A 20273-nucleotide genomic window follows, 5' to 3' on the forward strand; every position below is an offset into this window, starting at 1 on the left:
GGGGAAGGTGTAGTGTGGACCTTTACTGGTTTGATATAGGGATATCCTCGGTTGTATCAAAAAAGTCTTCGATGTTTACAAATGTTACGTTTGTTCCTCCGCTTGTCACAAAGAAACCGTCTCTGGCAATTACCGTTCCTTGAAAAAAAGATCCATTAAACGTAACCTTCCCGTATGGCGCGATCAAAACTCCAGTAAGACCACTCCCGCCAAGACCTGTAATGGTGATATCTCCCTTGCTTACAATGACGACATTGTATGCTGTTGGCCGCCAAGATGTGGATGAATAGCTGTCCGCAAATATTTTTAGGCCACTCGATAGCGTCCCAGAAGATATATATCCCTGATCCGCATACCATGGATCTGGCCTTGGTCCGGGAACATCATACTGTGGCATCTCTAAACTATCATCATATCCTGGTGCTTCGTTAATGTTATCGATATTGATGCATTTTGATAGAATTGACTCGTTGTAGTTGCTTGGATGGGTTATACTGCCAGTATAGTAAATACGAGAATCATTCGAGAGCCATGGAGTCCATCCCAGTTCAATATTTCCTTTTACATAGACATTCCCATGTATATTGGCATCTTTTAAAGAGAAATTTCCATTCACATAGACATCGCCATAAATATCGCGATCACCTCCCCATAATCGAAGATCTCCGTTTATTAAAATAATACCAGGATCAATACTGGATCCTAAACTCGCACTTCCCCCATCTAGATCGACATTCCCGCCAATAAAGATATTTGAGACACTGATACGACTTCCACGATTGAAATCTCCAGTATTAAGATCGCCTTGGACAACTATTGTTGCTCCGTGGCCTTGAACAATGTTGCCAGAGAATTGTAATTGACTTCCATAGACGAAAACATTTTCTTCGATGATATAATCTGTAAAAGTACGATCATCTGGATCATCTGTCGCGCTGCCAGAAATACGATATCTTGCCTCAAGAAGTGTTTCTTTATGCACTGTTGCAATCACAGTAATAACATCTCCATTGCGATCAATTGTAAAATTTCCTTGGTTGTCGGCAAGTACATAAACACCTTCATTCGCTCCCGTTAGCGCATAATTCAACCCAGACTCCGCCAAATAACGTGCCTGCTGATACGGATCCTGCGTCAGTTCGGTGAAAGTGGAGGTGGTTGTCAGGCGGACGATACCGACGCCCAGGGCGGACATGATGAGTATGGCCGCGATAATGAAGATGAGGGATGCGCCTTGTTGCTGGGAAGGGGGGCGATGTAGGAGAGTGGCGGCAAGTTGTTTGACGCGAAGGGAAATGGGGCGCATGGATCAGCTCCGGGAAGGCGGTGATTCAGGAACAGGATTCCGGGGTAATGGAAGTCTTGAAGGGTAAATTGGCTCCGTTTTCACCTGTAAGTACGAGTTCGATGGTATAAGGCGGTTTGTTGCCGTTGGAGGTCACGTTAAAGCTTGTGACACTGTCCGTCAGGGCTACCCCGTTGAGTTGCAGTTCATTGCCGTTTCTCTCGAAATTCATGGTCATGGCCGGGTCGTCGCATGTCGTGACCTCTATGCTGTTAGGCGATGTGGATGTGGCTTTACCGTCTTGGATACGGGACAATTCCCGCATTACTCTGGTCATGGCCACTTGGGCTTTTTGAGAGAGATGGGCGTTGTCTTGGGCAAATGTGTAGCTACGTACGGCATTGACCAGGAGGAAGCCGCCAAAGGTGGCGACGATGCCGAGAAGGAGAATCGTGACGATGATTTCGATGAGTGTGAAGCCGGATGGTTGAGAGGATGTTTTGCAGCGTCGCTTCAAAACGCCAAGTTTTTTGAGGGGCTTCCCTCGCGATTTGGATTTAGGAGTCAGCAGGGGCATACGGTTAGTCCGCCGGGGTAAAAAGATACGTTACTTTTTCACTTGAACCGGACGTCTTCCTCATTTCCACCTTGAGAATTTGCAAAGCCGGGTCCGTGCAGTCTCCGCTGTCGTCATCGCCCTTGTTTTCCTCGTACACGTCATTGATCAGAACGAATCTCAAGCAGTAGTGTTCCAATTCAAGTCCGTGATCGTCAAGGCAAGCGTTGGAAAAGTTTTTCACGCATTCTTCTACAGCTTCCAAATCTTCCAGCGCCGCGGCGATACCGCATTCGGCAACCAACTCAGCCATACAGGCGTTGACCTTCAGACTCTGGTCCAGACGAAAAATCGGGTCCGAACTTCTGGTCAGTGCCGAACCGATGAACGGGGCGAGCATGGCGGCCAGAAAGCCGAACATGACGATGGTGATGATCAGCTCAAGCAGCGTGAAGCCGGAAGAATGACGGTGGAGAGAGCGGGTCATGGGATGAATCCGGTTTCCTGGGTGATGGTGATGGCTTGGGTGCCGACGGATATGGTTTGATCATTCCCCATTACATTACCACCGGAATCAATCGGCTGGCCGCGGCCCGGGCTGAACCTGAAGGTCGTCAGGGGACTAATATTTGCCGGAATATTCTCCAAATAAGGTTCGCTCTCTCCTGGTAAGTTCGGAACGCCACCAGTCTCCCTGATCAGAACATACTTGTTGCTTGTCTCAATCTCTATCCCCCAATAGACGACATCCGCCATGGCCCGAATCTGCGCATACCGTAGATGCGTCTTGAGCGTATTGGCCGCGGCAACATCCTCGGCGTCCGTGCCGGAAAACCGAACAACCGCCACCACGGCCAGAATGCCCAGAAGAATGATCACGACGATCACTTCCATCAGGGTGAAGCCGAGGGATACGGGCGTCGGCTTGGTATGAGGGGGGGAGGGAGGTGGTTTCATGATATTCCCACGAGTTGAACGTGACGGGAAACGTGCGTAATTCGATGGTTTCGTCCCAGTTGAAGCGCTCCGGCATTTGGTAGCGCCCTTTGTCCAGGACGTAGCGCTCCGCCAAGTCCAGGTCCGGAAAGAACAGGAGGTATTCGGATACGCCGAATTCCTCGTAGAGCTGTTATTTGATCGCCGTGTCCCTGAAGGCTGAAGATTTGGCCCCGATCATTGATGACCGGGGCCGGCGGGCCTTGGATGCTTTGAGGCGTGAGATATTCCCCGCGTCGGCTCAGAATACGTTGAACAGCCTTCCAAGCATGCCGACCATGGAAATGGCTGAGAAGGTCATGGCAAAGGTGAACAACCGGAATGACTGGGCGCGATTCTCACGCAGTCCCTCGTCGATTCGCTTGTCGATGCGCTCAATGATTTTGTCCAGCTTGGCATCCACCTGCTGGAAGCGCTGATCCACCTGCTCGAAACGCTTGTCCACCTGCTCGAAGCGCCTGTTCATCTCGGCTTTCAATGCTTGCTGCGAGCTTTCCACCTGCTCGAAGCGCCTGTCCATATCGACCTTCAGCGCTTGTTGCGATGTTTCAAGCTGCTTGAACTTGTCGTTCAATATATCGAATTTGTAATCAAACTTGTCTTCGAGGTGGTCGAAGCGTTTTTCAAAATATTGCGATGTGGGGATGAACCGGACGATGAGGGCTTCGATGGTCTTTTCGTTAATGACCATATCGCCGGATTTTTCCGAGGAGTTTTGGACTTCGCTCATATTGGCCGCCTCTTTTCGTGAGTTGATGAGGGCCAAACGTATGTTAAAAGCCTTGATACTTCAATAGCCGGTGCGACGCCTTGCGTCAGGGATTTCTTGAACATGCCGTCAAATCGTTCCCACGCTCTGCGTCCAGTGAAGGCCGCAGGAGCGGCCGTCGGAATGCTCCCACGCGGAGCGTGGGAGCAAGAGAACCTACGTGTAACGCGGGAGCAAGAAAGTCAGGTCGTTCGGAATGCTAAACTCGGGAGCCAGGGGAAACTTTGCCTTCCTCCTTGATTTTCTTATCTATGGATGTCCCTTAATTCACTCGTCCCTCCGGCAAATCCCGGGGGGGGGGGACGAAATAAGCTTCTTTTATGGTGCGTTCCACGTTGTTGTGACGTCTTTTCCTTCATAGCCAGCTGTAATTTCAACTGTTAATGATGTTGCATTCCATTCGTTACTTGGACTTGCTTCGCAAGATAATGTGGGTAGTACTTTTCCGCTTAACGCAACATCGTCGCAAGCGGCTTCAGGATCATTTGGCCCTTTTCCAAGTAAGCTTGCAGCATATGCAAGGGACAGAGCAGATTGAGCTGCGGCGGCAACTCCCCAGGCATTGGCTTCCCGAGCATCATCTTGTAGATCATAAAATTTTGGTAAAGCCGCTGCCGCCAAAATCCCCAAAATAACAATTACCGCGATCAATTCAATCAACGTAAAACCGCCCTGGCCAGCTTTGTTCATATTTTTCCTTTCCATGAGTTCCTCCGCAAAGTTTATCTGTTCCAACGCGACGACTCCCGCGTTTCCGCTTTTCGAGTTTTTATGCGATTCGTGTGCCAATTGTTGAGTTGGAAGGGGTTTTTCCGGTGTTTGTTGAGAATTGGCGTTGGGAGTGGGTGGGGTGGCAGTGCGTTTGTGAGATATTGATGACTCACTCTGTAGGTCGTGACTGGAGGTGTGTCAAGGTTTTGGCGGATTTTTTTTGAGGGTTGTCTGGGGGGAATGCTGGGATTGGGGAATGCTGGGATGCTGGGATGCTGGGATACGCTTCGTTCCCACGCGGAGCGTGGGAACGATGATGAAACCTTCGATTTTATCGCACCATCTTCGTCAAATCCCACATGGGCATGAAGATGGCCAGGGCGAAGAAGCCGACGACTCCGGCCGGGAGCATCAAAAGCCGGGCTCTTCATCAAGCCGCGATTCGATGATCTTGCCCAGGTGAGGGGGGCCGCAGCAGTGATGGATCGAACTCGATAGTGTAGGATAACAACGTATCAAGATTCATCTTTTTTGATGCATCAAGAATTTCTATGCCCGTTAACTTTCCATCTTCCGTCGTATCGATATTAACCCCTTCCTTGATTTCAACAACACCGTCCGGAATGGAATCACTCAGGTGAATGTATATTGCATCAACTTGCTGATCGTAGTGAATCTTCATTGTGGCACTCCTTTTTTCAACGGATAACTTGAAATGACTGTCATGGCATCGGATTCAACCGAGACGACTATCTTGAGAGGATAGGCAAGACTTCATTTGGCAGTCTTCCCGAATGTGTATCTGCAATCCCGAAGGGATTTGGTCATATAGCCGGTGGTTTTAACCACCGGTAGGAGTGGATTTCGAATTGAGTCCCGAAGGGACGACGTTACTGAAATTTACAAGAACGTCGTCCCTTCAGGACTTGAAATTGTTGTATATGTCATTCCGGTGGTTGAAACCACCGGCTATACGACGTCTCCCTTTCAGGGAGATTGTATTGCTGAAGAATATTCGTCCCATGACACCACGTCACCGCACCATCTTGGTCAAATCCCACATCGGCATGAAGATGGCCAGCGCGAAGAAGCCGACCACGGCGGCCAGGAGCAGGGTCAGGATGGGGGTGATCATTTCGGACATTCGGCCGACGGCGTAGTCCACTTCGTAGTCGTAGTGGGCCGAGACCACGGACATCATTTCGTCCAGGTTCCCGCTTTCCTCGCCCACGGCGATCATGCTGACGATCATGGGCGTGAACTTGTCGGACGTGCGCAGGGGGCCGGAGATGCCGCGGCCTTCGCGGAGTTTATCCTGGAGGTTGTCGAACTCCCTGGCAATGGCCGCGTTGCCGATGACCTCGCTGAGAATGCCCATGGATTCCAGGACCGTGACGCCGCTGCTTTGGAGCAGGGCGAAGATGCTGGCGAAGCGGGACATGGCCGCCTTTTGCAGGACCGGGCCGATCAGGGGGATTTTCAGGAACAGGGCGTGCCAGAACAGTTTGCCGCGTGTCGTGCGGTAGGAGAGAATCACGCCGACGATCAGGCCGATCAGGCCGCCCAGAAGGACGTGCCAATAATTTGTCAGGCCGTCGTACATGGCGATGCAGATTCTGGTGGGCAGGGGCAGCTCAATGTTCGCGGACTGGAAAATGCCCACGAACTGCGGGATGACGAAGGTCAGCAGGAACAGGAAGGCCCCGAACAGGGTGACCAGGACGATGACCGGATAGGTCAGGGCGGCCTTGATCTTCTTGCGGACCTTGTGTTCGTGGTCGATGAGAAAGATCAGTCGTTCCAGGACCTGGGACAGGGTGCCGCTGATCTCTCCGGCCCGGATCATGGAGCAGTAAAGTTTGGAGAAGATTTTCGGGTGGCGGCTCATGGCCGCGAAAATGGACGCGCCCTGGCGCAGGTCTTCACGGATCGCCACGAGGGCGCGCTTCAGCGATGGGTTCTCCACCTGGGCCTGGAGGATTTCCAGCAGGTTGATCACCGAGATCCCGGCGTCCAGCATGGTGCGCATCTGCTTGGTGAACAGGATCATATCCTCGGGCTTGACCTTGGCCGCGAACAGACTCCTGGTCCTGCTCTCGCCTCCGGGCCCGGCCGAGGAATCCTGGCGTACGGACGTCGGGAAGTTGCCCTGGGCCGCGATACGGGTCTTGGCCTGATCCTCGGAGTCGGCCTCAATGGTCCCGGTGATCCAGGCGCCGGTTTCCGTCAGGGCTTCGTAGCGATAGTGGGGCATGGTGGGGTGGGGAGAAAATTTTCAAAACTTATCCAACGAACTTTGGACAGTTCCTCATCGCATCGGACGAGCGTCCGGATCTTGTGAAGCGGCGAATTCGATATCCTTGTCGGACATCTTTTTGACCCGTTGAAGATCACTTTTCAAGGCCTTTTCCATAGATATTCACCTCCACTCACCCCAGCACGTTGGAAGCGGCCTCCTCGGCCGTGGTGATGCCTTTGGCCACCTTGACCGCGGCGTCGCGGACCAGGGGGCGGAGTTTGCCGGATTTGACCTGGGAACGGAAGATGTCCCGGGCCGAGGCCCGTTGGAGGATCATTTCCTGAACCTCGTCGTCCACGGTGAGCACCTCGAAGACTCCGGTGCGGCCCTGGTAGCCGACCTGGTTGCAGCGAGAGCAGCCCTGGCCGCGGAAAAAGGTGATCTTTTGGGTCCGGGCCAGGCCCAAGGCCTCCAGGATCGGCTTGGGCGGGCTGTAGGCTTCCTTGCAAAAGGGGCAGATCTTGCGCACCAAGCGCTGGGCGATCACCACCAGCAGGGTGGAGGCCACCAGAAAAGGTTCGACATCCATTTCCATCAGTCTGGTCACGGCCCCGGCGGCATTGTTGGTGTGCAGGGTGGAGAGCAGCTTGTGCCCGGTCAGGGCGGCCTGCACGGCGATTTCGGCGGTTTCGGCGTCCCGGATTTCGCCGACCATGATCACGTCGGGATCCTGGCGCAGGATGGAGCGCAAGCCGGAGGCAAAGGTCATTCCGGCCCGGCGGTTGAGCTGGACTTGGCGGATTTTCTCCACCCGGTACTCCACCGGATCTTCCAGGGTGATGATGTTCACGTCCGGCTGGTTCATCTGTTTGAGCAGGGCGTAGAGGGAGGAGCTTTTACCGCTGCCCGTGGGGCCGGTGGCCAGGAGCATGCCGTAGGGCCGGGTGATGGCCTCCAGCAGCTTGTTCCGATCCTCCTCGATCATGCCCAGGTCGTCCAGGGTCATGATCTGTCCGCTGCGGTGCAACAGGCGCAGTACCAGGTTTTCCCCGTGAATGGTGGGCAGGGAAGAGACCCGGACATGGATTTCCCGGTTGTCCAGAGTGAAGGAGAATCGACCGTCCTGGGGCATGCGGGAGACGGAAATGTCCATGCCGGAGATGATTTTGATTCTGGAGACAATGGGCAGGAACACGTTTCTGGGCGGGGCCGGGACCTCCCGCAGCTTGCCGTCCACTCGAAACCGCAGGTGGACGATGGTCTTTTCCGGGCTGATATGGATGTCGCTGGCGTTCTCCCGAACGGCCTGGGCCAGAATGGAGTTCACCAGACGGATGATCGGAGCCTCTTCGGCCATGTCCTGTAGGGAAGACAGGGATACGGCTTCCGTGGTCTCCGTATCCTCGAAAATCGCCTCGTCGTCCAGATCCCGCAAGGCGTCGCCCATCTGGGTTGAGGAGCCGTAGATGCTGTAGATCAGGTCGGTCAGCTCCCGCTGGGTGCAGATGACCGGCTCCACTTCCATGTTGGTCAGGATTTCCAGGTCGTCCAACGTGTTCAGATCCAAGGGATCCGGCATGGCCACGTTGAGCAGGTTGCCTCGTCGGGCCAACGGGGCGACCTTGTTGCGACGGGCGAAGTCCTGGGGAATCAGGGCGGCCAGATGGGTGTCGACGGGGAACTTCTCGGGCAGGAATTTCTCAATGTTCAGCTGACGACTGATGACGTCGTAAATCTGCTGTTCCCGGACCACCCCCCGGTTGATCAGATACTCCCCGAGCTTGACCCCGGCTTTCTTCTGCTCCAGCAGGGCTTCCTTGAGCTGGGTCGCGTCGATCAGCCCGGCGTCCACCAGCATGTCGCCGAGGCGTTTGCGTTCTCTGGCCATTGGATGGTTGGGTTTTAGGTCGTCCAAAAAGTATTGTCTGGTGTCAATTTGACCGCAGGAAGTATGTTCATAAAGATGTTCATTTTCGGCTTTGATATTCTCGGCATCACACCGCTCATTGAAAGAAAGGCCGTGGGGCGGTGTTTTGAGACAGGGGAATCGACCGCTGCGGGATGATGGTCGGGGTGATGAAGATGAGGACCTCTTCCATGTCCAGCCTGGAAGCGTCGCGCCGGAACAGCGCCCCCAGCCCGGGCAGATCCTTGAGCCAGGGCACGCCGTCCAGGCGGCGGCTGGTCAATTCCTTGGTCAGGCCTGAAATGACCACGGTTTCTTCATTTCCCACCACGAGCGAGGTCTGGGTTTCCTTCTTGATGATGAATGGGTTGCCTTCCACCTGTCTGGTTAAATCCACTTCGTCCTTCTTAACCCTGATGTCCAGCCGCAGGTGCTCGGTGTCCACCACATGGGGAGTGATTTCCAGGCGCAGGACGGCGTCCTCGAATTTCACCTCTCTGTTGCCGTCCTTGTCCCTGGACACGTAGGGCACTTTCTCGCCGTTCTCCGTAAAGGCCATCAGGTTGTTCATGGTGGTGATGGAGGGCGAGGACAGGATGTTCAGCTTGCCGTCCTGTTGCAGGGCGGAAAGCTGAACTTCAAGGTAGTTGGGGCTGCCGGTGATGAATCCCAAGGTCAATCCGGTGAGCGTGGAGGTCAAATCGGCGGGGAAGTTCCCGGCCATGCCGCCGCTGCCCTGGCCTTGATCGAAGAATGGGGGAGGCAGTTCCCCGGCGGGCCATCCTCCTGCCGGACCTCCGACGCCGGGCGCCACCATCCAGGGTTGATCGCCGGCGAATCCCGCACGCCGTCCGCCCCACTGAAAGCCGAGGTCCCGAGCCGTGTCCTTGGTGGTCTCCACGATGTGGGCCTGGATCAGAATCTGGGGTCGCGGGCGATCCAGATGCTCCAGCAAGGCGAAAACCTTGTTCGTGACGTTGCGGGGGGCCTGGAGCACCAGAGAGTTGGTTTCCGGGTGGGGGACGACGACGCCTTGCGCGCCCTCGCCTCCGTTGCTCCCGAGCAATTTGGTGATCATGCCGGTCAAGTCGTTGCCGGATGTTCGGGACGTTTCGGACGTTCCAGTGCGTCCGTCCGTTCCGGCTGAGGGATCCTGGCCGATATTCAGGTAACGCAGCTTGATCACGCTGGTGACCAGCGGCCCGGAATGCATCGCCTCAGCCCGCAACTTGGTGAAGTCCTGGGCCACGCGCTCCCGCTCCATGTCCTGCTTGACGTCGTCCACGGTGCGGACTTGCAGGATGGCTCCGTTCCACACGTACACCAGCCCGTGGGCGTCCGCCATGTTGCGGAAGGCGGTTTCCCATGGAACGTCGTCGATAATCACGCTGACGCCCTGCATGGCCCGGACGCTGGGGGAAAGGACCATGTTCACCTGGGCGGCCCGGGCCAGGGCCATGAGCAGGGTGGCCATGGGCGCTTCCTGCATGCGCAGGGAGACGCGCTGTTGGGGAAAAGGGGTGTCCGGGGAGGTTTCGGGTTCCGGGTCCAAAATCAAGGAAGCTTCCGGAATCTCGAAACGCGGTTCCAAGGGGCGGTCCGTGGGGGTGTGGGCCAGAGCCTGTTCGCTGAGTTCCCGCCAGTGATCCATGGGGTCTTCCTTGGAGGTGGAAGCGCAGCCCCAGAGCAAGACCAGCGTCAAGAGGGCCGCCAAAAACCCTGGAAAAAAAGCAAGGATATTGGCTTGGGTGCGGTCAGTATGCGTCATAAAGCCTTTGTACCGTTTCGGATGAATTATCCACAATTGATTACCAACTCGCGCCTTCCAGGTCCACCACCAACGTTCCGGTCACCGCGCCGGAGGGTGTGCGGCGTTGGATGACCACGGCGTCCTCGTGGGTTTCGGCCAAGTAGTAGCCTAGTTTGTCCAACTGGTCGCCGGTCTGGTATTCCCGTCCGTTGATCACCACGAAAAGATCCTGCCCGGCAATGTTGACGAACCCTTGATAAATGAACTCGGGAAATGATTCCTCCCCGCGTTGCGGGGCGGGCTCCTGTTCCAGGACCACGTCCTCAAGCCGCTGGAAGGGATTTCGCCCCCTGGAATCCAGCGCGGTTTCCAGGATGTACCATTCCAGGCTGTCCAGCCGGGAGCGGGATGCGATATCCAGGGCGCTTTGGGCAACGGCGTCGGCCGGGGAGGCTTCCTGGACCATGGGCGCGGGGGCGCTGGTCCGTCTGGAATCCAGGAAGACGTATCCGCCGTACAGCACTGCCGCAAGCATCAGGCCGACCAGAATTTTTTCACGCAGGGCCATCACGTCTCCGTCATCCTTTATCCATGGCGACAAGCAAGCGCATTCTGATTTCCTCGCCGGTCCGACCGCTGGAAATTTCCAGGTCCCGGACGTCCAGCAGCCAGGGATTGCCGCCCAGGGCAAGCAAAAACTCCCACAACCGAAACATCTCCCCGGCCAGGGAGCAATCCACCAGCAGGACGCCATCCCTGGCCAGAGCCGAAGCGTCGGGTCGGATGAAGCGGACGTCCAGGGAGGCTTCCTCGGCCATGACCCTGATGCGCGGCGCGGCATCCTCCAGTTGGAGAACGGTTTCGCCCGTCAGCATATCCGCGTGGAGCCTTCCGGGCAGAGGTTCGTCCAGGATGGCCTGGAGTTCTGCCTGCACGGGGCGCAAAGCCTGTTGCGTCCGGATCTCGTCCTGGCGCTGGGCGATCCCGCGGGATAGCCTCTCGCTTTCCATGCCGTGCGGCAGGACGAAAACGAACAGGAAAATGCCAAGGACGCCCAGACACAGAATAAGCCAGGGAATATTGTTGCGCGAAGGCCGAAAGGCCGTTTTCAAGGATTTCAAGGCGGCAAAGGGAGGCATCATGTCACTCCCTTGACGCTACGGCGTCAAGCCGGGTCGATGAGTCGGGTCTTGCGTGCATGGGCAGATGCAAAACAAAGCGCATCCGCTCCTCGCCGTGATTCCCGCTTTCCAGACGTTTGTCGTGGACCTGCGGCGGTTCGAACAGCGGCGAGCGCTGCAAGGCGATGATGTATCCGGCCAATGCGGTTTCAAACCTCATGGGATCGCCGACGATCATCCCGTCCATGACCAGGGCCTTGCCTCCCGCCACGGGCTCGGAAGACCGGGCGCGGACATCGGCTTGCCGCCGCGCTCCCCCGTCGACCCGGACATTGAACAGTCGGATATGCTCCGGCGTCAGGGCCGCCACCTCCCGCAACATGGCCAGGGTCTGCAAACGCGCGCTCAGGCTGCGCAGCTCCTCCTGCTGCTCCCGGATCTCGTTCACGGACCGCATGAGCATGTCTTCACCAAGCCGGGGCGTGAATTCCGTGAGTTCCCGGTCCAGGCCGGCCAGGGTTTCCCGCTTGGCCGCGATGTCCTTCCCCTGAAACATGTAGACCGTGCTCAGGACCAACAGCAGGATGATGGTCGTGACGAACATGGCCATGTTCACCCTGGTGACGGAACGGGCTTCCTCGTGCTGATGAAAGGTCGCCTGCAGGTTCAGGCAGTTGCCGGGCGTACAAAGGGCCAGGGCCAGGGCCAGATTGTGTTGGATGCGGTCCAGTTGCGTCGGAGGCGTTGTCGGCCCCCATTTGGGCTGCTGTTCCGGGTCGAGGGGATCCAGGGCCTGGGTGGGCACTCCGAGAATGCCCCAAAACACCTCGCGCATGCGAACGTTTACGGCCAAATCCCCGGATATCAGCAGCAGTTCCGTGCGCTCCTGATTCTGCTCGCGCGTGTTGTAGGCGAACGTCCGCTCCACCTGCTTGGCCAGACGTTCGCAGACCGGCGCGATCATCTCGAAAATCTGGTCGTCGGAAATGGCTTCCCAGGGTATGGACGAGACGTCCCTGCCGTTGGCCAGGGTCTGGATCAGCATGTTCATGGCCCGGTCCATGTCCAGCGGTTCGCCGACATGTTCGGTTGCCGGGGGCTTTCGGACATCTTCGGGGATATCAACGGACGAAAGCCGGGGCAGGGCGGTTCCGGTTTGTACCTCGTCGTCTTGAACCAGGGACGCCGCCATCGCCTCGACTTCGGCGTCCTCGTCGTCCTTGATGGAAACGTCCAGTTCAACCATGCCCCGCGCCGCGTCCCCCCGCCCCTGACGTGCTTCCTCCCGGCGACCGGCCAGGCGTTCGTTGCAGTGCTGAACCAGGGTATCGGCCATGCTGCTCAATCCGGTCTTGACCAAACGGCTCATGACCAGATTGCCATCGGCGAAGATGTCGATGCGCGACCAGTCCTGTTCCACTTGCAGGGTAGCGAAATACGGCGCGTCGACATGGAGAAAAGGGTGGCGAAACATGGCTTGCAGAGCCAGGGGCGCCGGGGTCAGGCCGGCAAGAGGCAGGCCCGCCTCCACGAACCAGGATCGGGTCAGGGCAAGCTCTTTGCGGGGCGCCACGCAGCAGATCACGCTGTGCTTTACCGCCCCCTTATCCATGATCTGGCCCTGGACCTTGAAATCCAGAAGAAATTCCTTGTCGTCGAAGGGATTGTCCCGTTTTACCCGCCAGTACACGAGATCGTACAATTCCCAGGGCGGCACCTTGGGAACGAGGATATGTTGCAGTTGGGTCCGAAACGAGAAGACATGGCTCCAAATTTTCAAATCATCTGTACGTCCGCAGAGAGACTTGACTTCACGGCGCAGAAAGGCCGGAAAACCGGCGCTGCCCGGATTGGCTCCCTCAGGATAGGCTATGTCTCGAAAGCCAAGGATTTTCGGGGCGGCTTCAGTGTCCGCGACCAGCATCAGACGCAGCCCTCGCGGCGCGATGTCCACCCCCAGGCGTCGGCTTTTGGTCGTCCAGGGTCTGGGTATCCTGAAACGTGAAACCTTGGCCGTGGGGGAGGCCTGAGCTGTCGAGGATTCGTGTTTATCCCCGGAGCGGATGATGTGCAGCAGTTTTTCCGTGGCTTGGCTCATGATTGGTCATGGCAAGGGCTGGAGTTCGGCGGACATCTTTACTGTCCGCAAGCCTTGCAGGTAAAAAAAATGGGATTGGTAAAAAAACACCATCCCGGAAGGATGTGGCGTTCTCACAAGCATGGCATCTCGCCATGAAGCGCGTCCGTTCTGATCAAATGGGTTGCGGAGTATTTATGCAAAAAGTGCTCCATTACTTCCAGGCAGGCCGATAGCGCATTCCCTCGGCTTCAACGACCACGACCTCCAGGCCTTCGTTTTCGCGGAGCGCCTCTGCTTTCCGGATGGCCTGGTCCAAGGTGTCGAAATGGTCGATATACACGATGTTCCACTGCCGTCCATTGTAGGTCACGCTCAACGTGCCGGCGGTCTTGTGCCGGGCGCGCATGGCGAGCACCGCACTCTCGGCGGCGTCATGTCGAAGAAAAGCTCCAGCCTGCACGTAGAAGCGCGAACCGGAAAACATTTGGCCCGGTTTGATGGAGTCGTGCTCTCCTGATGCGATGATCTGCTCCGAAGGTGTCTCTACAGGCGCGAGGGAGACGGTTTCCGTTTCGTCCGTATCCATTTCGTCCGTTTCCGTTTCGTCCGTATCCTGGTTGTTCGTGCCCACGGAAGGAGGGATGGCGTCGGTACGAGCCGGAGCCGTCAGGAATGCATGACTGACGGGTTCCCTGATTTCCGCTGGCGAAACGGCCTCCTTGCTTTCAGGGGCGGCGGGATCAAGTGCCGGGATTTCCTGCAAGCCCCGAGGAACAAGAGTCAGCATTGCAATCAGCATGACCGCGACGAAAAGCAACAGGCCCGGGCGGCGGTCCTCATCCCAGCCCAGGGGCCGGGCGCAGGCCAGCACGACGTTTCGATTCACCTTGGACTTGTTGGTGACGATCAAGGTCATCAAGGCCTTGTGCCCGAGATGCATGATTTTTCGCGGGGTGCCTCGAGACGCTCGGTACAAGGCCCAGTACGCCGGCCAGGTGAATAGCTCCCTGGAAGTGCCGGCAAGGCTGAGCCGATGACGAATCAGTGCCCTGGTGTCCCGGAAGTTCAAGGGCGTCAGTCGGCAAAACTCGTTGATTCTGTCCTGAAAGTTGGGCATTTCGGCCAGAACCACGTCGAATTCTTCCTGGGCGAAGATGATCACCTGCAGGAGCTTCGCGTCGTTGGTCTCGTAATTCAGCAGTTCCCTGATTACTTCCAGACAGGAAGGGGCGAGCTTCTGGCCCTCATCGATGATCAGCACCAGAATTCTCCGGCTCTCCTGGGCTTCCTGAAAAAGATGCTGCTGCAAGGCCTCCATCATTTCCCGGTGCGTGGCTTCCGGCGAGGGAGAGACGCGCAAAAAGCGGGTGTGCAGGGTGACGAGCAGTTCTCTGGCCGTGGAAAACGTGGGGTCGAGGATGAGGTGCGGAACAATGGCCGAGTCGTTGGCCATGCCCTGGATCAGGGTGCGGCAGAGCGTGCTCTTGCCCGAACCGATCGGCCCCAGGCAGACATTCAGGCCGCGGCGCAGACGAACGGCGATTTCCAGCCGATGCAAAGACTTGGCGTGGTTTTGGGATTCGAAGAAAAAAACCGGGTCCGGAGAGTTGGAAAACGGCTCCCTGGTCAACCCCAGCAATTCAAAGTAGTTCACGCAAAATATCCTTGCAGTACAGGGTCGCCCCTTGCCGCGGGAATTGATCAAGCTCGACGCGAAGCACGCCAACCATGTTCATCATGAAAATCCGCACATTACCCGAGCCTTGCTCCACAGGCAAGAAAATGTGGGGAGAGTTCATGGTTTTCGGGCATCCGGGCATCAAGTGTTTTGAAGGCCACGCTCGGGCAGGGCCATTTTGTTCTCTGGAAAATGGCTATAATTTCAGAGTAGTATGTTTTAGGGTGTTCAAGGGGAACCCCCAAGGGTGGGCTGGCAATCATCGAAATCGCTATCGAAATCGTGATCGAAATCGATTTCTGATAACATTCCGATTTCGATCACGATTTCGATTTCGATACCGATCCTGAGTGCCCGTGGTTCGAGAACAAAATTGCCCTGCACGCTCGGGGAAAAGTTGTTGATTCCGTTCAGAAAGCCGGGTAATTGTAAAGATGGCAGCTTTAAAATTCCTGATGCCCGCGCAGGTCGAACCTTCATTTCGGCGTTGCAACCAGTTTCATTGATGGCGCTCAACCCATGCTCGACAATACGACCGCACCTCGTTCGTCTGTTCAACAGGCACGCAAAGACGTCACGTCCCCGAAACGCAAAACCCGGACCATAGCCGTTGCCAGCGGCAAGGGCGGAGCCGGCAAGACGTCGGTGGCCGCTTGTCTGGCCTGGATATTGGCGGAGCAGGGACGAAGGGTTTGCCTGGTGGACGTGGATCTGGGCCTTTCCAATGTGGACGTGCTTCTGGGAATAACTCCCGGGCATACCCTGGAAGAGGTCGTTATCGACAACCTTCCCATGGAGCAGGCCATCACCAGGGTGCGTCCGGGTCTGGACGTTATTTCAGGCGGCTCGGGGATCGCCGCCCTTACGGAGATGACCAAGGCAAAACAGATCGATTTCTTGAAGAAAATCAAATCGCTGGACAGCTATGATTTTTTGCTCCTGGATAATGCGCCGGGAATCCATCGGCAGGTTGTCGCCTTTTGCCTGGCCGCCAGGGAACAGGTCATCGTCGTCAACCCCGAACCGACCTCCGTAACCGACGGATACGCACTGCTCAAGGTCCTTCGGCAGAACGGACTGCGTCGACCGCCTTATATCCTGCTGAACAAGGTTAAAGAGGGCTTTGACCACGCAACGCTGATCAAACGCTTCGCCGCTGTCTGCAAAAAGCACCTGGGAGCGCTGATCCTTCCGCTGGGCGCCGTCCCCGAGGATCCCGTCTTCCATGTTGCTTCGACCCGGTCCGTACTGCCCGTGGCCTTTCGGCCCCAAGCCCCCGGGTCCCTGGCCCTGACCCGGGTGGCCAACCTGATCGTCAAGCGCATGGCTCCGGAAACCCTGCATTCTCATTTCCACGGCTTCTGGGCTGCTTCGCTGTTCACGATGTTCCAGGGGCTGCACCTGCCCGCGGACGGAGCGTCCACGGCAAGCCCGAAGACGTCTCCCCCCTCCGCCGCGCCTCCGGCGTCGCCCGAAGCCGAAACGCGACCTTCGGTTCAGGACGTGGTTCAACGCCTGGACCACGTCGTAGCGGAGTTGGCCGACACAGTGGCCAAAAGCATACGGCATCCCCAGGCTTCCCCTTCGGAAGACGCTTCAGAGGCAGCGCACCGCTTGGCTCTTACGGCGGAGCGGTTGCAACGCCTCGCGGAAATCTGGAAGAAGGCGGCCATGTCCTCGCTCAAGGCTTCGACGGCCAACCCGGACGCGAAGCCATGAGCCCTTGGCTGAAGCGAGAAGGCGACCTATTCTGAAAGAGGTTTTGCTTGCCCCCCTTTTCGTCGCCCTCCTATGAGAAAGCATGGCAGATTTGTTTTCGTTCCTCACCCACTATCTGAACGGTATCGAAATCGAATTCGAGCTTCATGCCCAAGATGACGCAATCACCGGGTGATGCACAGCATTTTCCGATTCTGATTCCGATTTCGATCGCGATTGATTTTGAGGAGAACAGATTTGTCCCCTTATGAGAAAGGCCTGGGTTTGACTTTACGAGCCACTCTTTACTAAACTTTTTTTTGGTGACGGCCATCCCGGTGGTTCCGGGAGGGCTTTTTTCGTTTTCACCGTCGACACGCCTTCAACCGAGAACCTTCAATATTCAAGGAGTTCCGAAGCATGCCGAATTTCAAGCCGGCGCGGCGCTTGGCGCAGTTGCCGCCGTATCTGTTCGCTGAAATTGACCGGGTCAAGAATGAAGTCAAGGCCAAGGGAGTGGACATCATCGACCTGGGAGTAGGGGACCCGGATCTGCCGACCCCGGACTTCATCATCCAGTCCATGAACAAGGCCGTGGCCAAGAGCGAACATCACCGCTATCCATCCTACTCCGGGCTGAACTCCTTTCGGGAGTGCGTGGCCAGATGGTACAAATCGCGCTTCGGCGTAACCCTGGACCCCACCTCCCAGGTGCTCAGCCTGATCGGCTCCAAGGAGGGTTTGGCCCACTTCCCCCTGGCCTTCGTGGACCCCGGCGACCTGGTCATGACCTCGACGCCCAATTATCCGGTCTATCCCATCGCGACCATGTTCGCCGGCGGCGAGACCCATTTCGTGCCGTTGACCGAATCCACGGATTTTTTGCCGGATTTGGACGCCATCCCCGAGGACGTGTGGAAACGGGCCAAGATTTTTTTCCTGAACTACCCCAACAACCCCACCTCGGCCATGGCCCCGCGAAGCTTCTACGAGAAGCTGATCGCCAAAGCCCGGGAGTTCGGGACCATCCTGGTTCATGACGCCGCGTATTCGGAAATGTACTACAATCCGGCCAACAAACCGCTCAGCATCCTGGAAATCCCCGGTGCCATGGACGTGGCCATTGAGTTCCATTCCTTGTCCAAGACCTACAACATGACCGGCTGGCGCGTGGGCATGGCCGTGGGCAATCAGGAGTTGGTGCAAGGCCTGGGCAAGATCAAGAGCAACATCGACTCCGGCATCTTCCAGGCCGTCCAGGAAGCCGGGATTACCGCCCTGGATCACGGCGAGGCCTTTGCCCAGGAGATGCGGGACATCTACAAGGGGCGGCGGGACGTGGTGGTGGCGGAACTGGCCAAGATCGGCCTGGAGTGTCGCTCCCCGGAGGCCACGTTCTACGTCTGGACCAAAGTCCCCCAGGGCCGCGATTCCACCGGCTTCGTGGCCGAGGTGCTCCAGAAGACCGGAGTGGTGGTCACGCCGGGCAACGGATTCGGCACGCCTGGAGAGGGCTACTTCCGCATCGCCCTGACCGTGGGCGAGGACCGTTTGCTGGAAGCTTTGGCCCGGATCGCCAAGCTGTAATGACGGCAGGGAAGGGGGGAACATGCTGTTTCCCTCTTTTTTTTCTTGAACTGTTCGAAGTCGATCTTTACTTGCGGGCATGACGCAATCCCGGACCACGCGGGCGTTCATCAGTCTGGGCTCGAACCTTGGAGACCAGGAAGACAATCTGCGGCAAGCGCGTGAAACGTTGAGTCGGCTGCCTGAGGTCCGACTTGGTTCGCAATCCCCCGTCTATTTGACGGAACCCCAGGACGTCCGGAATCAACCCTGGTTCGCCAATCAGGTCGTCTCTTTGGACTGCGGGCCTGTCTGGACGGCCCAGGAACTCTTGCGAACGCTCCTGGAAATCGAAGACCGCATGGGGAGGGTCCGCGAACGAGACAAAGGCCCGCGAATCATCGATCTGGATCTGCTGCTTTTCGGCTCACAGTGTTACGATTTTCCTGAGTTGACCCTGCCGCATCCGCGCCTCCGTGAAAGGGCCTTCGTCCTCGTTCCCCTGCGCGACATCGCCCCGGAACTCGTCTTTCCCGACGGGACAAATCTGTCCGAGGTGCTTGATCGTTTATCGTTTCATGTCCAGGGACGTGGTATTTTTCAGTAGGGAAGGGGCTGTTTCAGAAACAGGTTTGATTTTTCAGGATCGACCTTTTACTGAATTCGGGTTGTGCAGTGAATTCTGAAGACGCGAAGCGGGAGGCGACTCGGGAAGGAGCGCCGCCCATGGAACTGATTGACGGGAATCGCCTTGTGGCCATGCTGGAGAAAGAGGAAATCGGCGTTGTTCCGCGTACGGTCTACGCTATCGATTACGCCTTTTTCCGAGCATATTTACCAGAGAAGCCGGAACCGGCGACGTCGGGAATCGGCGGGTAGAGGAGTTTTCATGCTGAAATTTCTAATTTTTATTGCCGCGGCTTTCATCTTGTACAAACTTCTGGTCGGTGATTTCCAGAAGAAGAAAGAGGTCAAGGAAAAAGAAAGCGAGAATCTGGCCGCCAATGGTGTGATGACCAAGGATCCGGTCTGTGGGACATACGTTCCGGTGGGCAGCGACATTCGGATCAAGGAAGGGGAGACGGTGCACTGCTTCTGCAGTTATGAATGTCGGGATTCGTATCTGAAGAAGCTGGAGGCCGGGAAGTAATACCATCTCCAATTCAATGATTCTCTTTCGGTGTCGCTATCGGGATGGGAATTGGGATCGAATTAGGATTATTGGAAACAGTAGCGATCCCGATCCCGATAACTGCATTTTCTCAAGCGAACAACGCATTGCCGAAATAGAAGGTATTATTGGCACACAAACAGTATCGATCCCGATAGCGATACCGACGCCGACACCGACAACTGAATGAGTACAAGAACCAGGTGAAAAGAGCTCGATAAAAAAAGACGAGGTCGGACAAACTGTCCGACCTCGTCTTTTTTTGTGACTCTTGGTGCCGAAGGGGGGACTCGAACCCCCACGAGGTTTCCCTCACCACCCCCTCAAGATGGCGTGTCTACCAGTTCCACCACTTCGGCGTTTGACTTTGCTTGAGATTTACTGCGTTTCGGTCCGTGATTGCGGAGCAGCGTCTTGAGGTTCCGCTGGGATCGAGATCTGTTCTTCGATGCTTCCTGGTGCGGAGGGAACTTGCGGCAAATCAGCCGGGAAGTCAAGGATCACGGATTCTTCGGCGGTGCGTTGTCCGCTCATGTAGGTGAAGCTCAGGGAGGTGATGATGAAAATGCTGGCCACGCTGATGGTCAGCTTTTTGAGCAGCCCCCCGGCGCCGCTGCTACCGAAGACGGAACTGCTGCCTCCGCCGAAGATGACGCCCATGCCTTCCTTGCCGGATTGCAGCAGGATGAGAATGACCAGAGAGATACAGGCCAAAACGTGAATGGTGATGATCAGTGCGTTCAAAAC

22 protein-coding genes and 1 tRNA gene are annotated in these 20273 nt (G+C 56.6%); 5 read left to right on the forward strand and 18 right to left on the reverse strand.

Annotation, left to right across the window (positions count from 1 at the left end):
* Positions 1-22: 22 nt before the first annotated feature.
* From DESLA_RS22730 to DESLA_RS18625, 16 genes are all read right to left on the reverse strand, one after another.
* Complete coding sequence (locus tag DESLA_RS22730; protein ID WP_156932855.1) at positions 23-1306, reverse strand: hypothetical protein; 1284 nt, start codon at positions 1304-1306, stop codon at positions 23-25.
* 25 nt (positions 1307-1331) lie between these two features.
* Positions 1332-1862: a PilW family protein gene (locus DESLA_RS0104005; protein ID WP_028571474.1), complete on the reverse strand. Its 531-nt coding sequence runs from the start codon at positions 1860-1862 to the stop codon at positions 1332-1334.
* A gap of 4 nt (positions 1863-1866) precedes the next feature.
* On the reverse strand, positions 1867-2328 hold the full coding sequence (locus tag DESLA_RS0104010; RefSeq protein WP_028571475.1) for a type II secretion system protein: 462 nt from the start codon (positions 2326-2328) through the stop codon (positions 1867-1869).
* A complete protein-coding gene (locus tag DESLA_RS18600; RefSeq protein ID WP_051434362.1) occupies positions 2325-2798 on the reverse strand; it encodes a prepilin-type N-terminal cleavage/methylation domain-containing protein in 474 nt (157 codons plus the stop codon). Before DESLA_RS18600 ends, DESLA_RS0104010 begins: the two co-directional genes overlap by 4 nt.
* 280 nt (positions 2799-3078) lie before the next feature.
* Complete coding sequence (locus DESLA_RS0104020; protein ID WP_028571476.1) at positions 3079-3567, reverse strand: hypothetical protein; 489 nt, start codon at positions 3565-3567, stop codon at positions 3079-3081.
* A gap of 357 nt (positions 3568-3924) precedes the next feature.
* A complete protein-coding gene (locus DESLA_RS23540) occupies positions 3925-4311 on the reverse strand; it encodes a type II secretion system protein (protein WP_281172395.1) in 387 nt (128 codons plus the stop codon).
* A gap of 436 nt (positions 4312-4747) precedes the next feature.
* Entirely contained in the window at positions 4748-4999 is a 252-nt protein-coding gene (locus tag DESLA_RS18610; protein ID WP_051434363.1) for a DUF2283 domain-containing protein, read from the reverse strand.
* Positions 5000-5350: 351 nt separating this feature from the next.
* Complete coding sequence (locus DESLA_RS0104040; RefSeq protein ID WP_028571478.1) at positions 5351-6571, reverse strand: type II secretion system F family protein; 1221 nt, start codon at positions 6569-6571, stop codon at positions 5351-5353.
* Positions 6572-6746: 175 nt separating this feature from the next.
* Positions 6747-8444, reverse strand: coding sequence for a GspE/PulE family protein (locus tag DESLA_RS0104050; RefSeq protein WP_028571479.1), 1698 nt, complete (start codon positions 8442-8444; stop codon positions 6747-6749).
* A 115-nt stretch (positions 8445-8559) separates the two neighbouring features.
* Complete coding sequence (locus DESLA_RS18615; protein ID WP_051434364.1) at positions 8560-10230, reverse strand: secretin GspD/PilQ domain-containing protein; 1671 nt, start codon at positions 10228-10230, stop codon at positions 8560-8562.
* A 40-nt stretch (positions 10231-10270) separates the two neighbouring features.
* Positions 10271-10780 carry a hypothetical protein gene (locus DESLA_RS0104060; protein WP_028571480.1) on the reverse strand — a complete coding sequence of 170 codons (510 nt, stop codon included), beginning with the start codon at positions 10778-10780 and terminating at the stop codon, positions 10271-10273.
* A 10-nt stretch (positions 10781-10790) separates the two neighbouring features.
* Positions 10791-11354: a hypothetical protein gene (locus tag DESLA_RS0104065; protein WP_035261332.1), complete on the reverse strand. Its 564-nt coding sequence runs from the start codon at positions 11352-11354 to the stop codon at positions 10791-10793.
* Position 11355: 1 nt separating this feature from the next.
* Positions 11356-13431, reverse strand: coding sequence for a hypothetical protein (locus DESLA_RS0104070; protein ID WP_028571482.1), 2076 nt, complete (start codon positions 13429-13431; stop codon positions 11356-11358).
* 193 nt (positions 13432-13624) lie between these two features.
* Positions 13625-15067 carry an AAA family ATPase gene (locus DESLA_RS21460; protein WP_051434365.1) on the reverse strand — a complete coding sequence of 481 codons (1443 nt, stop codon included), beginning with the start codon at positions 15065-15067 and terminating at the stop codon, positions 13625-13627.
* Entirely contained in the window at positions 15054-15212 is a 159-nt protein-coding gene (locus DESLA_RS23115) for a hypothetical protein (protein ID WP_169732591.1), read from the reverse strand. Before DESLA_RS23115 ends, DESLA_RS21460 begins: the two co-directional genes overlap by 14 nt.
* A gap of 107 nt (positions 15213-15319) precedes the next feature.
* Positions 15320-15607 carry a hypothetical protein gene (locus DESLA_RS18625; RefSeq protein WP_156932856.1) on the reverse strand — a complete coding sequence of 96 codons (288 nt, stop codon included), beginning with the start codon at positions 15605-15607 and terminating at the stop codon, positions 15320-15322.
* Positions 15608-15610: 3 nt separating this feature from the next.
* Here DESLA_RS18625 and DESLA_RS21465 point away from each other — a divergent pair, with 3 nt between their 5' ends.
* The 5 genes from DESLA_RS21465 to DESLA_RS0104115 all read left to right on the forward strand — a co-directional run bounded on the left by DESLA_RS21465 (position 15611) and on the right by DESLA_RS0104115 (position 19505).
* Positions 15611-16810 (forward strand): P-loop NTPase, encoded by a 1200-nt coding sequence (locus DESLA_RS21465; protein WP_051434366.1) that lies wholly within the window; start codon positions 15611-15613, stop codon positions 16808-16810.
* Between the two features lie 399 nt (positions 16811-17209).
* Positions 17210-18376: an LL-diaminopimelate aminotransferase gene (locus DESLA_RS0104100; RefSeq protein WP_028571484.1), complete on the forward strand. Its 1167-nt coding sequence runs from the start codon at positions 17210-17212 to the stop codon at positions 18374-18376.
* A 79-nt stretch (positions 18377-18455) separates the two neighbouring features.
* Positions 18456-18962: a 2-amino-4-hydroxy-6-hydroxymethyldihydropteridine diphosphokinase gene (gene folK, locus DESLA_RS0104105; RefSeq protein ID WP_028571485.1), complete on the forward strand. Its 507-nt coding sequence runs from the start codon at positions 18456-18458 to the stop codon at positions 18960-18962.
* Between the two features lie 119 nt (positions 18963-19081).
* Complete coding sequence (locus DESLA_RS22735; RefSeq protein ID WP_156932857.1) at positions 19082-19234, forward strand: hypothetical protein; 153 nt, start codon at positions 19082-19084, stop codon at positions 19232-19234.
* 10 nt (positions 19235-19244) lie between these two features.
* Positions 19245-19505: a transcriptional regulator gene (locus tag DESLA_RS0104115; RefSeq protein ID WP_028571486.1), complete on the forward strand. Its 261-nt coding sequence runs from the start codon at positions 19245-19247 to the stop codon at positions 19503-19505.
* Between the two features lie 293 nt (positions 19506-19798).
* Here DESLA_RS0104115 and DESLA_RS0104120 read toward each other — a convergent pair.
* Positions 19799-19885, reverse strand: a tRNA-Leu gene (locus DESLA_RS0104120).
* 19 nt (positions 19886-19904) lie between these two features.
* Positions 19905-20270 (reverse strand): preprotein translocase subunit SecG, encoded by a 366-nt coding sequence (gene secG / locus DESLA_RS0104125; RefSeq protein ID WP_028571487.1) that lies wholly within the window; start codon positions 20268-20270, stop codon positions 19905-19907.
* Positions 20271-20273 lie beyond the last annotated feature (3 nt).

The sequence above is a fragment of the Desulfonatronum lacustre DSM 10312 genome (genome assembly GCF_000519265.1).
In the GTDB taxonomy this organism is placed as follows: Bacteria; Desulfobacterota; Desulfovibrionia; order Desulfovibrionales; family Desulfonatronaceae; genus Desulfonatronum; species Desulfonatronum lacustre.

What these genes read in the sequence shown, in the direction of transcription:
- DESLA_RS23115 (WP_169732591.1), bottom strand. Translation starts at nt 15,212, where the DNA reads ATGAACTCTCCCCACATTTTCTTGCCTGTGGAGCAAGGCTCGGGTAAT.
- DESLA_RS18600 (WP_051434362.1), bottom strand. Translation starts at nt 2,798, where the DNA reads ATGAAACCACCTCCCTCCCCCCCTCATACCAAGCCGACGCCCGTATCC.
- DESLA_RS0104070 (WP_028571482.1), bottom strand. Translation starts at nt 13,431, where the DNA reads ATGAGCCAAGCCACGGAAAAACTGCTGCACATCATCCGCTCCGGGGAT.
- DESLA_RS0104050 (WP_028571479.1), bottom strand. Translation starts at nt 8,444, where the DNA reads ATGGCCAGAGAACGCAAACGCCTCGGCGACATGCTGGTGGACGCCGGG.
- DESLA_RS0104065 (WP_035261332.1), bottom strand. Translation starts at nt 11,354, where the DNA reads ATGATGCCTCCCTTTGCCGCCTTGAAATCCTTGAAAACGGCCTTTCGG.
- DESLA_RS18615 (WP_051434364.1), bottom strand. Translation starts at nt 10,230, where the DNA reads ATGACGCATACTGACCGCACCCAAGCCAATATCCTTGCTTTTTTTCCA.
- DESLA_RS0104040 (WP_028571478.1), bottom strand. Translation starts at nt 6,571, where the DNA reads ATGCCCCACTATCGCTACGAAGCCCTGACGGAAACCGGCGCCTGGATC.
- DESLA_RS0104005 (WP_028571474.1), bottom strand. Translation starts at nt 1,862, where the DNA reads ATGCCCCTGCTGACTCCTAAATCCAAATCGCGAGGGAAGCCCCTCAAA.
- DESLA_RS21465 (WP_051434366.1), top strand. Translation starts at nt 15,611, where the DNA reads ATGCTCGACAATACGACCGCACCTCGTTCGTCTGTTCAACAGGCACGC.
- DESLA_RS0104115 (WP_028571486.1), top strand. Translation starts at nt 19,245, where the DNA reads ATGCTGAAATTTCTAATTTTTATTGCCGCGGCTTTCATCTTGTACAAA.
- DESLA_RS18610 (WP_051434363.1), bottom strand. Translation starts at nt 4,999, where the DNA reads ATGAAGATTCACTACGATCAGCAAGTTGATGCAATATACATTCACCTG.
- DESLA_RS0104100 (WP_028571484.1), top strand. Translation starts at nt 17,210, where the DNA reads ATGCCGAATTTCAAGCCGGCGCGGCGCTTGGCGCAGTTGCCGCCGTAT.
- DESLA_RS22735 (WP_156932857.1), top strand. Translation starts at nt 19,082, where the DNA reads ATGGAACTGATTGACGGGAATCGCCTTGTGGCCATGCTGGAGAAAGAG.
- DESLA_RS0104010 (WP_028571475.1), bottom strand. Translation starts at nt 2,328, where the DNA reads ATGACCCGCTCTCTCCACCGTCATTCTTCCGGCTTCACGCTGCTTGAG.
- DESLA_RS0104060 (WP_028571480.1), bottom strand. Translation starts at nt 10,780, where the DNA reads ATGGCCCTGCGTGAAAAAATTCTGGTCGGCCTGATGCTTGCGGCAGTG.
- folK (WP_028571485.1), top strand. Translation starts at nt 18,456, where the DNA reads ATGACGCAATCCCGGACCACGCGGGCGTTCATCAGTCTGGGCTCGAAC.
- DESLA_RS22730 (WP_156932855.1), bottom strand. Translation starts at nt 1,306, where the DNA reads ATGCGCCCCATTTCCCTTCGCGTCAAACAACTTGCCGCCACTCTCCTA.
- DESLA_RS0104020 (WP_028571476.1), bottom strand. Translation starts at nt 3,567, where the DNA reads ATGAGCGAAGTCCAAAACTCCTCGGAAAAATCCGGCGATATGGTCATT.
- DESLA_RS23540 (WP_281172395.1), bottom strand. Translation starts at nt 4,311, where the DNA reads ATGGAAAGGAAAAATATGAACAAAGCTGGCCAGGGCGGTTTTACGTTG.